This is a genomic window from Roseovarius autotrophicus, assembly GCF_018069895.1.
Taxonomy (GTDB): Bacteria; Pseudomonadota; Alphaproteobacteria; order Rhodobacterales; family Rhodobacteraceae; genus Roseovarius; species Roseovarius autotrophicus.
This window is the reverse complement of sequence record NZ_JAGQDH010000011.1, coordinates 23,625-37,264: the sequence shown is the minus strand read 5'-3', so window position 1 is coordinate 37,264 and position 13,640 is coordinate 23,625. Positions and strand designations below refer to the sequence as shown.

Annotated in this window: 14 protein-coding genes; 1 reads left to right on the top strand and 13 read right to left on the bottom strand. The window is 66.4% G+C overall.

Translation table 11 applies throughout. From position 1 onward, the window contains the following. Positions 1 to 91 precede the first annotated feature (91 nt). The 13 genes from mraY to KAK09_RS12265 form a co-directional block, all read right to left on the bottom strand. Positions 92 to 1,174, bottom strand: a complete 1,083-nt coding sequence (gene mraY / locus KAK09_RS12325) for a phospho-N-acetylmuramoyl-pentapeptide-transferase (protein ID WP_210879247.1) — start codon at positions 1,172 to 1,174, stop codon at positions 92 to 94. Then, a complete protein-coding gene (locus tag KAK09_RS12320; RefSeq protein ID WP_210879246.1) occupies positions 1,174 to 2,610 on the bottom strand; it encodes a UDP-N-acetylmuramoyl-tripeptide--D-alanyl-D-alanine ligase in 1,437 nt (478 codons plus the stop codon). Before KAK09_RS12320 ends, mraY begins: the two co-directional genes overlap by 1 nt. Beyond that, a complete protein-coding gene (locus KAK09_RS12315) occupies positions 2,607 to 4,088 on the bottom strand; it encodes a UDP-N-acetylmuramoyl-L-alanyl-D-glutamate--2,6-diaminopimelate ligase (protein ID WP_210879245.1) in 1,482 nt (493 codons plus the stop codon). The genes KAK09_RS12320 and KAK09_RS12315 overlap by 4 nt, the downstream gene beginning before the upstream one ends. 15 nt (positions 4,089 to 4,103) lie before the next feature. Continuing rightward, positions 4,104 to 5,888, bottom strand: coding sequence for a peptidoglycan D,D-transpeptidase FtsI family protein (locus KAK09_RS12310; protein ID WP_210879244.1), 1,785 nt, complete (start codon positions 5,886 to 5,888; stop codon positions 4,104 to 4,106). Next, positions 5,885 to 6,229 carry a cell division protein FtsL gene (ftsL, locus tag KAK09_RS12305; protein ID WP_210879243.1) on the bottom strand — a complete coding sequence of 115 codons (345 nt, stop codon included), beginning with the start codon at positions 6,227 to 6,229 and terminating at the stop codon, positions 5,885 to 5,887. The genes KAK09_RS12310 and ftsL overlap by 4 nt, the downstream gene beginning before the upstream one ends. Next, positions 6,229 to 7,218: a 16S rRNA (cytosine(1402)-N(4))-methyltransferase RsmH gene (rsmH, locus tag KAK09_RS12300; RefSeq protein WP_210879242.1), complete on the bottom strand. Its 990-nt coding sequence runs from the start codon at positions 7,216 to 7,218 to the stop codon at positions 6,229 to 6,231. Before rsmH ends, ftsL begins: the two co-directional genes overlap by 1 nt. Positions 7,219 to 7,221: 3 nt before the next feature. Next, on the bottom strand, positions 7,222 to 7,725 hold the full coding sequence (gene mraZ / locus KAK09_RS12295) for a division/cell wall cluster transcriptional repressor MraZ (protein WP_210879241.1): 504 nt from the start codon (positions 7,723 to 7,725) through the stop codon (positions 7,222 to 7,224). A 664-nt stretch (positions 7,726 to 8,389) separates the two neighbouring features. Next, positions 8,390 to 8,635 carry a hypothetical protein gene (locus KAK09_RS12290; RefSeq protein WP_210879240.1) on the bottom strand — a complete coding sequence of 82 codons (246 nt, stop codon included), beginning with the start codon at positions 8,633 to 8,635 and terminating at the stop codon, positions 8,390 to 8,392. A gap of 64 nt (positions 8,636 to 8,699) precedes the next feature. After that, on the bottom strand, positions 8,700 to 9,206 hold the full coding sequence (locus KAK09_RS12285; RefSeq protein ID WP_210879239.1) for a GNAT family N-acetyltransferase: 507 nt from the start codon (positions 9,204 to 9,206) through the stop codon (positions 8,700 to 8,702). After that, a complete protein-coding gene (acuI, locus tag KAK09_RS12280; RefSeq protein ID WP_210879238.1) occupies positions 9,199 to 10,191 on the bottom strand; it encodes an acryloyl-CoA reductase in 993 nt (330 codons plus the stop codon). The genes KAK09_RS12285 and acuI overlap by 8 nt, the downstream gene beginning before the upstream one ends. 94 nt (positions 10,192 to 10,285) lie before the next feature. Then, positions 10,286 to 11,392, bottom strand: coding sequence for a dimethylsulfoniopropionate demethylase (locus KAK09_RS12275; protein ID WP_210879237.1), 1,107 nt, complete (start codon positions 11,390 to 11,392; stop codon positions 10,286 to 10,288). Beyond that, on the bottom strand, positions 11,392 to 12,021 hold the full coding sequence (locus KAK09_RS12270; protein WP_210879236.1) for a DUF1326 domain-containing protein: 630 nt from the start codon (positions 12,019 to 12,021) through the stop codon (positions 11,392 to 11,394). Before KAK09_RS12270 ends, KAK09_RS12275 begins: the two co-directional genes overlap by 1 nt. Positions 12,022 to 12,036: 15 nt before the next feature. After that, on the bottom strand, positions 12,037 to 12,771 hold the full coding sequence (locus tag KAK09_RS12265; protein WP_210879289.1) for a DUF2182 domain-containing protein: 735 nt from the start codon (positions 12,769 to 12,771) through the stop codon (positions 12,037 to 12,039). Between the two features lie 85 nt (positions 12,772 to 12,856). Between KAK09_RS12265 and KAK09_RS12260 the strand changes: the two genes are divergently transcribed. After that, a complete protein-coding gene (locus KAK09_RS12260) occupies positions 12,857 to 13,591 on the top strand; it encodes a FadR/GntR family transcriptional regulator (protein ID WP_210879235.1) in 735 nt (244 codons plus the stop codon). Positions 13,592 to 13,640 lie beyond the last annotated feature (49 nt).

The window sequence follows — 13,640 nt, the reverse complement described above, 5'->3', positions numbered from 1 at the left end:
AAAACGGTTGTCATCCTCCGGCCTGACCGGAGGATCCCTTGCCGCATGAGACCCTCGGGTCAGGCCCGAGGGTGACGGGGAGAGGAGAGCCCTACCGCAATTTCAGTGTCGCGAGCCCGATCATCGCCAGAATGAGCGCGATGATCCAGAAGCGGATGACGATCTGCGGCTCGGCCCAGCCCTTTTTCTCGTAATGGTGGTGGATCGGCGCCATCAGGAATACGCGCTTGCCGGTGCGCTTGAAATAGAGCACCTGAATGATGACCGAGAGCGCCTCGACCACGAAGAGGCCGCCGACGATGCCAAGAACAAGCTCGTGCTTGGTGGCCACGGCGATGGCCCCGAGCGCGCCGCCCAGGGCGAGCGAGCCGGTATCGCCCATGAACACCGCCGCGGGTGGTGCGTTATACCACAGGAACCCGAGGCCCCCGCCGATCAGCCCCGCGACGAAGATCAGGATTTCGCCTGTTCCCGGCACATAATGCAGGCCGAGATATTCGGTGAAATCGGTCCGTCCCACTGTATAGGCGATGACGCCAAGCGTGGCCGAGGCAATCATCACCGGCATGATCGCCAGCCCGTCGAGACCGTCGGTGAGATTGACCGCATTGGCCGCGCCCACGATCACGAACATGGCGAAGGGGACGAAGAAAATCCCCAAATTCAGCAGCACATCCTTGAACACCGGCAGGGCAAGCTGGTTTTGCAGCGCCGCAGGGTGATTATAACTCGCCCAGAGCGCGGCGACGAGCGCGATGGCAAAGCCGAGCAGCAGCCGCACGCGGCCCGGCACGCCCTTCACATTCCCCCGCGAGACCTTGGCATAATCATCGGCAAAGCCGATCATTGCAAAGCCGAGCGTGACGAAGAGCACAAGCCACACGAACGGATTGTCGAGCCGCGCCCAGAACAGCGTCGAGGTCACGAGCGCGCCGACGATCAGCAGGCCCCCCATGGTCGGTGTGCCGGCCTTGGCGAAATGGGTCTCGGGGCCGTCGGTGCGGATCGGTTGGCCTTTGCTCTGACGGCGTCGCAACACATTGATGAGCGGCGGGCCGAAGAGAAAGCCAAAGACCAGTGCTGTCAGGAAGGCGCCGCCTGCCCGGAAGGTGATGTAGCGGAAGAGGTTGAATACATCGCCCCCGTCCGAGAGCCATGTGAGCCAGTAAAGCATTACGCGCGATCCTCTTCGACGCCCCGTCCCGCCCGGCGTAGTGCCGCGACGACAAGGCTGACCTTGCTCCCCTTGGAGCCTTTGACGAGCACGACATCGCCCGCGTCGATGAGGCGATGCGCCTCTGCGGCCAGCGCCTCGGCGGTGTCCACCTGCCGCCCGCGCTTGCGCTCGGGTAACGCCTTCCAGAGTGCGCGCATCCGGGGCCCGACGCAATGCACCTCGTCCACTGCCTGCATCGCCGGCAGGGCGGCAAGACCGGCATGAAGCACCGCTTCGGTCGTGCCCAGTTCCAGCATGTCGCCCAGAATGGCGATGCGCCGCCCGCGCGCGACGCGGCCCACGTCGTTGCGCGGTGCGCTTGCCGCCAGCACCTCGAGTGCTGCGGCCATGGATTCGGGATTGGCGTTGAAGGCGTCGTCGATCAGGTCGATGCTCATGCCGTCGGCGGCCAGATCGAGCACCAGGCGCTCACGCGTGCCGCGTCCCTCGGGGGGGGACCAGGCAGCCAGATCGGCGATGGCCACCGCGCGGTCCAGCCCGAGCGCCTGAACCACGGCCAGAACCGCCAGCCCGTTCATCGCGAAATGCCGCCCTGTGATGCCGATCTTGTAAAGGATGGGTGTGCGCCAGGCGCGCGCATGCGCCACGGTCGCGCCATCGTGCAGATCGACCCAAAGGAGGCGGTGATGCGCGCCGCGCGCCACGCCGAAGCCAATCACGCGAGCGGCGTGGCGCGTGGCGCTCTCATGCAGGATCGCGGCGGTAGAGATGTCGGTGTTGACAAGCGCCGTGCCGCCCGGTTCCAGCCCCTCGAAGATCGACGCCTTCTCGCGGGCAATGCCCTCAAGGCTCTCGAATGCCTCCAGATGGGCGGCGGCAACCGTGGTGACAAGCGCCACATGCGGGCGCGCCATGCGTGCCAGCGGCGCGATCTCTCCGGGGTGGTTCATGCCGATCTCGATCACGGCGAATTCCGTTTCGGCGGGCATCCGCGCCAGCGTCAGCGGCACGCCCCAGTGATTGTTGTAACTCGCCTCGGCGGCGTGGGTGCGGCCCTGATGCGAGAGCACGGCACGCAGCATTTCCTTGGTCGAGGTCTTGCCGACAGAGCCGGTGACGGAGATGACGCGGCCGCGCATCCGCGCGCGGCCCGCGCGCCCCAATGCCTCCAGCGCTGCCTGCACATCGGCGACCAGAAGGAGCGGGGCGCCCTTGGGGGCGCCCTCGGGGATGCGCGACACCAGCGCCGCTGCGGCACCCTTGGCCAACGCCTGCGCCACAAATTCATGGCCGTCGCGCGCCGCACTCAGCGCCACGAAAAGATCGCCGGGTTGCAATGTCCGCGTGTCGATGGAGACGCCGGTGGCCCGCCAGTCACCCGAGATGCTGCCCCCGGTGGCCGCTGCGGCCTCGGCTGCGGTCCACAGGGTCATGCCACGCCCCCGTCAAGCACGGTGACGGCAAGACTGGCCTGTTCGGCATCGTCGAAGGGTAGCACGTCCTGCCCGATGACCTGTCCGGTCTCGTGCCCCTTGCCGCAAATCAGCAGCGCATCGCCCGGCCCGAGCGCATCGACGCCGCGCAGGATCGCCTCGGCGCGGTCGCCTACCTCGGCGGCGCCGGGACAGCCCGAGATCACGGCGGCGCGGATCGTGGCGGGGTCTTCGGAGCGGGGGTTGTCGTCGGTCACGATCACTGCATCGGCGAATTGTGCGGCGGCCTGTCCCATCAACGGGCGCTTGCCCCGGTCGCGGTCGCCGCCCGCACCGATGATGGCGACAAGCCGGCCCATGACATGCGGGCGCAGCGCGCGAATGGCGGTCGAGACGGCATCGGGGGTGTGGGCGTAATCGACAAAGACCGCAGCCCCGTTGTCGCGCGTCGCGGCCAGTTGCATCCGCCCGCGCACCGTGGTCATGCCCGGCAGTTCCGCCAGAACGCGCGCGGGGTCCGCGCCCGCGCCGATGGCCAGCCCCGCCGCGAGTGCCACGTTCTCGGCCTGAAATCCGCCGATGAGGTCGAGGCGAAGCTGGTGAATGTGGTCCTCCCAAGCCAGCCGGATCACCTGGCCTGTGGCATCAAACCGCTGCGCCAGAAGCTGAAGATCGGCGCCGTCGCTGCGCCCAACAGTCAGAAGGTCCTGCCCCCGGTCGGCGGCAATCTCGGCCATGCGCGCGCCGTAGGGGTCGTCGATGTTGATCACCGCCACGCCGCTCTCGGGCAGGACGCGGGCGAAGAGGCCCGCCTTGGCCTCGAAATAGCTCTCGAAATCGGGGTGATAGTCGAGATGGTCCTGGGTGATGTTGGTGAATCCCGCCGCCACGAGCCGCACCCCGTCAAGCCGCGCCTGAGCAAGCCCGTGGGAGGACGCCTCCATCGCCGCATGGGTCACGCCCTGCGCGGCGCACTCGGCCAGGGTCCGGTGCAGCGTGATCGGCTCGGGGGTGGTGTGGGTCATCGGTGCGCGCACCGCGCCCTCCACCCCGGTGGTGCCGATATTGACCGCGTCAAACCCCAGCCGTTCCCAGATCTGGCGGGTGAAGGTAGCGACCGACGTCTTGCCGTTCGTGCCGGTGACGGCCACCATCGTCTCGGGCTGCGCACCGAACCAGAGCGCGGCGGTAAAGGCGAGCGTCTGGCGCGGGTCCTCGGCCACGACAAGCGCGGCCTGATGCGCGGCGAGCGCCCCGGCGGCGAGACGCGCGCCCGCCGCATCGGTCAGGATCGCGGCGGCCCCCTGCGCCAGTGCCGTCTCGACAAAGCGTGCGCCATGAATCTGCGTGCCGGGGAGCGCGGCAAAGAGCATCCCCTCGCGCACGGCGCGGCTGTCGGTGGCAAGGCCGGTGATGCGCGCCTGCCGTCCGGCCTGCGCGGTCAGCCCCAGCTCTGTCAATGTCCGTATCTGCCCCACGCGCGCATCCGCCCCTTACTGAGATGCGGGCCTTATAACAGGCGCTCCGGCGGGATCAATCGCGGGCCGCAGACCAAGCAGGGGGGCCGTGCGGCGCACGATTTCGGCGGCCACGGGCACGGCGGTCCAGCCTGCGGTGCGGTGTGGCTCGTCGCCTGATGTCTCGACCGGCTCATCCAGCGTGACGACAAGCACATATCTCGGATCGTCGGCGGGGAACATGCCAGCGAAACTGGCGATGACCTTGTCCTTGTAGTAGCCGCCGCCGCGCGTCTTGGGCTTGTCGGCGGTGCCGGTCTTGCCGCCGACGGCATAGCCGGGCACTTCGGCGAGGCTTGCCGTGCCTTCGCTGACCACCTTGCGCAGCATGTCGCGCATGGAGGCAGATGTGACCTCCGAGATGACGCGCGGACCCGGCGTGCGGGCAGGGTCGCGCAGAAGCGTAGGCGTGACCAGCCGCCCGCCATTGACGAGTGTGGCATAGGCGGCGGCAAGGTGCATCGGGCTTGTGGACAGCCCGTGTCCGTAAGAGATGGTCATGGTCGAAAGATCTGACCATTTAGCGGGCAGGAGCGGGCGGCTGCCCGAGGCTTCACTGATTTCGAGCGGCGAGGGCTGCATGAAGCCGAGCGCGTCGAGAAACGCCTTTTGCCGCGCCCCGCCGATCTGGAGCGCGATGCGCGCGGTGCCCACGTTCGAGGATTTCACCAGCACCTTCTCGGCGCTGAGCTCGGGGCCGTAATTGCGGAAATCGCGGATGCGGAACTTGCCCCATTGCATGGGCGAGCGGGTGTCGATCACGGTCGAGGGGGTAACAAGCCCCATATCGAGCGCCTGCGCCAGCGCGAACACCTTGAAGGTCGAGCCAAGCTCGTAGACGCCCTGAACCGCGCGGTTGAACAGCGGGCTGTCGTCGGGATTGCCCTCGGTGGGCAGGGGCGGGCGCTTGTTGGGGTCGAAATCGGGTAGCGAGGCCACGGCGATCACCTCGCCCGAGTGCGCATCCATCAGGATGCCCGCCGCGCCCTTGGCGTTCATGATCTTCATGCCGCCCAAGAGGACCCGCTCCATCGCCGCCTGCACGCTGAGATCAAGCGAGAGGGTCAGCGGCTCATGCGCACGGGCAGGGTCGCGCAGGCGCTCGTCCAGCTGCTTTTCGATGCCCGCAACCCCTACCACCTCGGCGGCGTGCACACCTTCGCGGCCAAAGCCCGCTCCGCCCAGCACATGCGCGGCCAGCCGGCCATTGGGATAAAGCCGCATCTCGCGCGGGCCAAACAGAAGCCCCGGCTCGCCGATGTCATGCACCGCCTGTTTCTGCTCGGGGCTCAGCGTGCGACGGATCCAGAGAAACTTGCGCGTGCCGGTGAAATCGCGCAGCAGGCGCTCGCCGTCGAGATCGGGGAAAATCTCCGCCAGCTTTTCGGCGGCGCGCACCGGGTCCACCATCTGCTGTGGCTGCGCATAGAGGCTGTGAGTGTCGAAATTCGTCGCCAGGACGCGGCCTTGCCGGTCCACGATATCGGCGCGCTGCGCAAGGATGCGCGCACCGGCGCTGCTGATGCGCGGCTCGGCGGGTTCGGACTGCGCCAGCACCGCCATCTTGCCGCCCACGGCGGTGAAACCGATAAAGAACAGCCCGGCCAGCACCAGAAGCCGCCCCTCGGCGCGCCGCCGCGCGCGGTCGCGCATCTCCTCATGGCGCAGGCGGATGTTCTCGCGCTCGATCGCGTCGGGGTTCTCGCCTTTGCGGCGCGCCTCCAGAATGCGTGCAAGCGGGCGCAGCGGCGTGCGGATCATGGCAGTTGCTCCGTATTCGCGACATCCACGGGATTGATGATCGCCATACTGGCAGGCGCGGGATAGGTCACCTGATCGAGCCGTCCGAACTGATGGGGTTGCAGCGGCAGAAGGCCAAGACGATCATAGTTCAGCTCGACCAGATCCATCAGCCTGTCGGGCCGGTTGAGATAGGCCCATTCGGCATTGAGCATCCTGAGCCGCTGGCGCGCCTCGGCGATGCCGGTCTGAAGCCGCTCGGCCTCGGCCAGCGCGGCCTGCGTGCGGTAATTCTCGCGATAGGCCCAGAAGGCGAGGCCGATCACGGCCAGAGCGGTCAGGACATGCAGAAGGCTGCGCATCATGTCTCTCCCTTAAGCAATGGCATTCCGAGGGCGGCACGGTCCGACCGGCCGGGGGGGGCATCGGTGCGGATGCCGATCCGCAACCGGGCCGAGCGCGCGCGGGGGTTTTCCGCCAGTTCCTCGGCATCCGGGCCGATGGCCTTGCGGGTTTTCAGCGTGAATTGCGGCGCGGCGCGCCGTGTTTCGGGGGCGTGGCGGCTGCCGCCTCCTTGTGCGCCCGCGCGGGTCTGCAGGAATCGCTTTACGATGCGGTCCTCAATCGAATGAAAGGTGACGACGGCCAGTTGCCCGCCCGGCTTGAGTGCGCGCTCGGCCGCTTCCAGCCCGGCGACAAGGGCACCGTATTCGTCGTTCACCGCGATGCGGATGGCCTGAAAGCTGCGGGTCGCGGGATGCGCCTGACCGGGTTTCGGGCGCGGCAGGCAACGCTCGACGATGGCCGCCAGTTGGGCCGTGGTCTCGACCGGTGCCGCCGCGCGCGCCTTGACGATGGCGCGGGCGATGCGGCGGCTCGCGCGTTCCTCGCCGTAAAGATAAAGGATATCGGCCAGATGCGCCTCGGGCGCGGTGTTGACCAGATCGGCGGCCGAGGGGCCCTCCTGGCTCATCCGCATGTCGAGCGGGCCATCCTTCATGAACGAAAAACCGCGTTCGGCCCGGTCAAGTTGCATCGAGGAGACGCCGAGATCGAGCACCACGCCGTCAAGCGCCTCGGCATGGCTGTCCATTTGCGCGAAATTGGCCTGCACCAGGCTCAACCGTGCGCCGTATTGCGCGCCCCAGTCCCGCGCCATGGCAATCGCCAGCGGGTCGCGATCGATACCGATGACATGATCCGCCCCCGCGCCCAGAAGCCCCCGCGCATAGCCCCCCGCGCCAAGTGTGCCGTCAAGCCAGGTGCCGCTCACGGGCGCGACAGCGGCCAGAAGCGGGCGCAGCAGGACGGGGATATGAGGGGCGGGCGGGGCAGGGGCAGCGGCGGCCATGGCTCAGCCCCCGCCGGGCGCGTCAAGCAGGGTGAGCGGGTCGAAATCCTCGGGGAATTCGTCAAGCCACTCGGTGACATCGGCCAGACGCTTGGCCTGATAGGTCTCGGGTTTCCAGATCTGGAACGTGTCGCCTGCGGCGATAAAGAACGCCTCATCCTCCAGATCAAGCTTCTTGCGCAGCTTGGCGGGCAGCACGATACGGCCTGTGTCATCAACCGAGGTGGGTAACGACTGGCCCTGGAACATGTGCTCAAGCAGGCGGCGCGGTTTCGAGCCACGGGGCAGGCGGGCGATCTTCTCGTCCACTTCCTGCATCGCCTCGATGGTGAAGCATTCAAGGAAATCGCGACGGTGATCGCCATAGACGATGATCAGTTCGGGCTGTTTGCCGGCGGTCCAGTTGGGGTCACTGTCCTGGATCACGGGGCGAAAGAGCGCGGGGATCGACACCCGGCCCTTGGCATCCACCTTGACGGTGTTTTCGCCTCTGAATATCCGACCCACTGTCCCGATGGCCTCTTTTGGTGCCCCCGGTTGATTACCGGTCCCCTAGACGGAAAACGGCGGGTTGATCTGCTGCCACTGATCAACCCGCCGCCCTCGTCCCGCCTAGCGGGGTTTCCGACTGCGCGCGCCACCTGGGGGGATGTCTGCTCGCTCGCGCGCCGGATTCTTTTTCGATGAAAGCGGGTGCCTGTATGAAGCCTGACTTGGGAGATTATGTCGGGGTCTTGTTGCCCCTTCGTCTGTCCCGTCCTCATCGTGTATTCTGGATAGCATGGGATTTTATCCCACCGCAAATGATTTTTGCACATTCGGTTACCACATTTCGTTTTCAAATAGCGTTTTGAGCAAGGTAATGTGGAGAATGGCAGATTTTTTATCGCCTATGTCGTTGTTGTGGAGATTTTTCTTACAATATATTGCGTTTTGTGCTTGAGATAACAAAATTCCCATGATTTCCCGAACTGTGATTATTTTCTTGCGCTGCCCCATGATTTCCGGCCCGCAAGACCCGGTTCGATGCCAAAACTCACCGAATCACAGCCGCGAATGCCCGTCAATCCGGGTGCCAGACGGGGCGGCCTGTCGCGCGGGGCCACGATTTCCCGCGCCGCGCGCCCCGTCCCACGATTTCCCGGAAAGGACATGGCCCCGCCGGGCGGGGTCAGGCATCGGGTGCGCGCGCTTCATCGGGCAGGGCCATGGCCGCGACTAGGCGGCAGGTCTCACAACCCGTTGCCTCGGCCTCATGCTGGTTGGGCGCGTGCTCGTCTGCGCACAAGTCTCCGGCAGAGCCTCCTGCTGCCAGATAGGCCGCGTAATCGGTATCCGGTAACGCCCCGCCGCGATGCGCAAAGCCCACAGCGGTCAGCGCCACCGCAAGGACGGCCACCAGCAGGGCCGCGATCAAGGGGCTTTTTATCAACACGTATCGTGGCGTGGATACTGGTATGGCCGCACGGGGCGCGCCAACCTCAATCTCCGGTTGCGCCCAGCCATTTGTACATCACCAGCGCATCCACCAGCCCCGCTTTCGGGTGGCAAAAGGCGCGCGGCAGGCGGCCCACCGTGTTGAACCCGAGGCTTTGCCAGAGTGCGATGGCCCCTTCATTGGTGCCGACGACAAAATTGAACTGCATCGCCAGATAGCCCATGGCGCGTGCTTGCGTCTGCGCGTGTTCGCACATGCGCCGCGCCACCCCGCGCCCGCGCGCTGCTTCGGCCACCATGAATCCCGCGTTGCACACATGCGCGCCGCCGCCTGACTGGTTCGTCTTGATGTATGAGGTGCCAACCACCTCGCCCCCCACCTCGGCGACAAAGGTGGCGCGCGGGGCCTCCATCCAGAGCGTGCGCACCGCCTCGGCGCTGAGGCTCTGGTCGATCGTATAGGTGTCGCCCGCGCGGATCACCGTGCGCAGGATCGGCCAGAGCGCGTCGAAATCGTCCGCGCGCGCCAGCCGGATCGAGAGGTCATCCATTCACATCCACCACCACGCGGCCGCGCACCTGGCCCTTTAGGATCTCCGCGCCGAGCCGGGGCAGGTCGTCTAGCGTGGCGGGCACGATCATCGCCTCCAACTTGTCCATGGGCAGGTCGCGCGCGATCCGCTCCCAGGCGCGAAGGCGATTGGCATATGGCTGCAACACGCTGTCGACACCCAGCAGGTTGACCCCGCGCAACAGGAACGGAATGACCGTCGCCGGCAGGCCCGCGCCCCCCGCCAGCCCCACGGCGGCAACGCTTGCACCATATTTCATCTGGCCCAGAACCCGCGCCAGCATCGCGCCGCCCACGGCATCGACACAGCCCGCCCAGGTCTCGCTTTCCAGCGGGCGCTTCACCGTCTCGTTCAACTCCTCGCGCGGCACGATCTGCGTGGCCCCCAGCCCGCGCAGATAATCGGCGGTCTCTGGGCGGCCCGTCACGGCGGCCACCTCATGCCCGAGCGCGGCCAGGAGCGCGGTGGCCACGCTGCCCACGCCGCCTGCGGCCCCCGTCACCAGCACCGGGCCGTGCCCCGGCCTGAGCCCGTGATCCTCCAGCGCCATCACCGCCAGCATGGCGGTAAAGCCAGCCGTGCCCACGGCCATGGCCTGGCGTGTGCTCAGACCTCCGGGCAGCGGCACCAGCCAGTCGGCCTTGACCCGCGCTTTTTGCGCATAACCACCCCAATGCGCCTCGCCCACGCGCCAGCCGGTCAGAACCACCTTGTCGCCGGGCTTGTAGCGCTCGTCGCTGCTTTTCTCGACGGTTCCGGCGAAATCGATCCCCGGCACATGCGGATATTTGCGGACCAATCCGCCCCCCGGCCCGATGCACAGCCCGTCCTTGTAATTCACCGTGGAATACTCGACCGAGACGAGCACCTCCGCCTCGGGCAGATCGCCCACGGAAATCTGTTTGACCGAGGCAGATGTCTTGCCGCTCTCTTCGTCCTTCTCGACGACCAATGCGTTGAACATATCGCTCTCCTTTTCCCTCGCAGGGCCAGCCCCCTGCTTCATCGTTCCAGAAATACTCCGGGGAGTGTGAGGGGCTGGCCCCTCACTCCCGCATTCAGGCCCAGAACCCGTCCTGCACCACCCCGCGCCGCTCACCATCCGGGGCGATGATGCGCAACTCGGTGCCTGCCTCCCAATGGGTCATCCGCACCATGCCGATGGCCACGTTGGTGGCGAAATCCGGCGACCATGCCGCCGAACTGATCCGGCCCACGCGCGCGCCCTTGTCCGTCAGAACCGGCCACCAGTCGCGGCAGGGCGGCACCGGCGCGCCCTCGATGGCGATGGCGCGGATCTGCTGTACCGGCCCTTCCTTGGCCACCCGCAAGAGCGCATCCCGCCCGATACAACCAATCGCCGTATGGGTGTTGCAGAACCGCCCCAGCCCGCATTCATGCGGCGTGTTGTCGTCGGTCATGTCATTGCCATAGCTCAGCAATCCGCCCTCGATCCGCTCGATCAGGTTGGGGCATCCGGCGCGCACGTCCCACTGCTTCCCGGCCTCCATCAGCGCATGCCACAGCGGCATGCCCAGATCGGACCCCTCGACATAGATCTCGAACCCGCCCTGTTTGGAATAGCCCGAGCGCGCGATCACCATATCCCGGCCCTGAAAATCGAAATGCCCAAAGCGAAAGAACCGTACATCGCGCACCTTGTCGCCAAACACCGCCGCCATCAGATCGTCGGCGCGCGGGCCCTGCACCGCCAGCGGGCTCACATCCGGCTCATCCACCAGCACATCCAGCCGCCAGCCCTGCGCGATCCCCTTGACCCAATAGAGCAGGTCCGAATCCGCAATCGAAATCCACCAGCGATCCTCGGCCAGCTTGACCGCCACCGGATCGTTGAGCATGCCGCCGGTCTCATCGACGATGGGCACATAGAAACACTGGCCCGGCGTCATGCCGCGCAGGTCGCGCGGGGTGAGCATCTGCATCAGCCGCCCCGCATCCGGCCCGCGCAATTCCACCTGCCGCTCACAGGCGACATCCCAGACCTGCACCGCCTCCTTGAGGTGGCGGTAATCCTCCTCAACGGAGCGAAAAACCGTGGACAGCAGCATGTGGTTATACACCGTATAGGCCTTGACCCCCGCCGCCTCGACCCCTTGGGAAAACGGCGTGCGGCGCAACCGGCGCGACAGGGACAAGGCCACCATCAGCGCGGACCTTTCCAGTCGATCTGACAGATTTCCGCGCTGCGCCCGTCGAAATCCCAGACCCGGCCAAAGGCGCGCACGCGGCCCTTGGTGGCGGTGGCCACGGTGATATCCGGCCCCATCCAGTATTCGGTATTGGTGACAACGATATCCTGACCCTGATGGCCCGGCACCGGCACCACCTCGCCCTGGATCTTCTTGCCCACCATCAGGCGGCGCGCATTGCCTTCGGTCTCGAAAATGACCGGCGCGCGTTCGGCGCCGAGAAATTCGCTGACCAGCACCCCGAAAAGGCCGGTGGTGCCGCGTGCCTTGCCCGAGAAAATATTGACCAGCGCCTCATACCCCGCCTCGCTCGCGCGCTCGTCGATAAAGGCCGCCGCCTTCCAGTTGCCGCGCGCCATCAGGCCGGGGATTTCCAGCATCAGACCCACGTTGAGGCCGCTCAGGTCCTCGTCGCCATAATGGCCCTCGTCGATGCGCACCCCCGACCAGGCCTGACAATAGCCCTCGGTCGGCGCGTGTTTGCCCAAAGACACCACGCAGGGGCAGAACACCGTGCAGTTGCAGTTGAGGATCAACTCCCCCTTGATCGCCCAGGGCACCGTGCCCACTGTATCCAATGCCATTTCCGGTCTCCTCTCTCAGATTGACGTGAACAGAACCCAGACCGACGCGGCCAGCAGCCCGACGCCCAGGGGACGTGTCAGCCAGCGCCCGAGGTTGGGCAGTTTTTCCAGAACCATGATCACCGTGGCCAGCCCCATGAAGGCAAGGTTCATCACCCCGCCCACAAAGGCCAGCGCCATCAGCGCCCAGCAGCAGCCCAGACAGACGAGGCCCAGCCGCAGGCCATTGCGCAGCGCGCCCTCATCCCAATGCTGCATGAAGAACGACAGCGGGCGGCGGCACTTTGACAGGCACGCCTCCTTGACCGGGCTGAACTGATAGGCCCCCGCCACCGCCAGCAAAACCGCCGACAGCACGCCAGAGCGGCTATCGCCAAAGGCCGTCAGCAACCCCGCCTGAAACAGCGCCATCTGCGCGCCCGCCGCCAACACGGAAAACCCCAGCCAGACGCCCAGATACCCCGCCACCAGCGCGCCGAACCGCGTCTCGCCGGTGTGGCTCAACTCCTCATAGGTGGCAAAGGCCGGGAGCGCGGTGGGCGCCATCATCGCCGCCGACATCAGCGCCCACATCAGGACAATCCGGCCAAACCCGGCGGCATCGGGCGTCACGATACACAGGCTTTGCAGGAAATCGGCCCCAAAGATCACCGCGCCGTCGCGCAGATCCTGCGGCAGCGCCATGGCATAGAGCACCCCCCAGGCCCCGAGAATGAGGCCGAACAGCACCAGCCAGTGCCCCCCGCCCATCCGCCTGACCTGTGCCGCAATCATCGCGCGCGCCCCCCGACTCACCTCTTGCGTTCAAATTGTCAGACATTTAAATGTAAGACAAATGAAAATTGATCCGCATAACAAAGCCGACCTTTCGGCCCAGATCGCCGGGGCAATCCGCGATGCGATTGTCTCGGGCAAGCTCATCGTCGATGAACGCCTGCCGTCAGAGGCGGAACTGGCCGATCACTTCTCCGTCTCGCGCCCCACGGTGCGCGAGGCGCTCAAACGTCTGGCGGCGCAATCGCTGATCCGCACGCAGCGCGGGGCCTTTGGCGGGGCGTTTGTCAACCGCCTCAGCTACCCCGAGGCGTATGGCCAGCAGATCACAACCGCCACGCTACTCCTCAGCATGAACGCGATCAGCTTCGATGTCGCCTGCGAGGCGCGCTATGCGCTGGAGCGTGCCTGCACGCCGCTGGCGGCAGAGCGGCGCACGCCCGACACGCTGGCGACCATGCGCGCGGAAATCCACCGGCAGGCACAGCCGGGGCTGACCGATGAGGCGTTCTGCGCCTCGGACGTGGCCTTTCACCGGGCTTTGGTGGACAGCGCCGGGAACCCGGTTCTGTCCTACCAGTTGGCGGGCGCAGTCGAGGCGATGCAGCCGCTGATGAACATGATCACCTTCACGGCGCGGTCGCGCGGGGCCATCGTCGGCTTTCACACCCGCATCGCGGATGCGCTGGAGCGCCACGAGGCCGAGGCGGCGCAGGCGGCACTGTCGGAGCTGGAGGCCTATACGCTCACGCTGGGGCGCGATGTGATGGCGGCACGGGCACGGCCGAAGGCGTAGGGCAAGGAACGCGCGCGACGGCGTGCAAGCAGGCCTTTGCTCCGCGCGG

Bases quoted from the DNA above. Each gene is read 5' to 3' on its own strand.
- KAK09_RS12260 (WP_210879235.1), top strand. From the start codon at position 12,857: ATGAAAATTGATCCGCATAACAAAGCCGACCTTTCGGCCCAGATCGCC.
- KAK09_RS12270 (WP_210879236.1), bottom strand. From the start codon at position 12,021: ATGGCATTGGATACAGTGGGCACGGTGCCCTGGGCGATCAAGGGGGAG.
- KAK09_RS12265 (WP_210879289.1), bottom strand. From the start codon at position 12,771: ATGGGCGGGGGGCACTGGCTGGTGCTGTTCGGCCTCATTCTCGGGGCC.
- KAK09_RS12310 (WP_210879244.1), bottom strand. From the start codon at position 5,888: ATGATCCGCACGCCGCTGCGCCCGCTTGCACGCATTCTGGAGGCGCGC.
- KAK09_RS12275 (WP_210879237.1), bottom strand. From the start codon at position 11,392: ATGGTGGCCTTGTCCCTGTCGCGCCGGTTGCGCCGCACGCCGTTTTCC.
- acuI (WP_210879238.1), bottom strand. From the start codon at position 10,191: ATGTTCAACGCATTGGTCGTCGAGAAGGACGAAGAGAGCGGCAAGACA.
- rsmH (WP_210879242.1), bottom strand. From the start codon at position 7,218: ATGGCCGCCGCTGCCCCTGCCCCGCCCGCCCCTCATATCCCCGTCCTG.
- KAK09_RS12285 (WP_210879239.1), bottom strand. From the start codon at position 9,206: ATGGATGACCTCTCGATCCGGCTGGCGCGCGCGGACGATTTCGACGCG.
- KAK09_RS12320 (WP_210879246.1), bottom strand. From the start codon at position 2,610: ATGACCCTGTGGACCGCAGCCGAGGCCGCAGCGGCCACCGGGGGCAGC.
- ftsL (WP_210879243.1), bottom strand. From the start codon at position 6,229: ATGCGCAGCCTTCTGCATGTCCTGACCGCTCTGGCCGTGATCGGCCTC.
- mraY (WP_210879247.1), bottom strand. From the start codon at position 1,174: ATGCTTTACTGGCTCACATGGCTCTCGGACGGGGGCGATGTATTCAAC.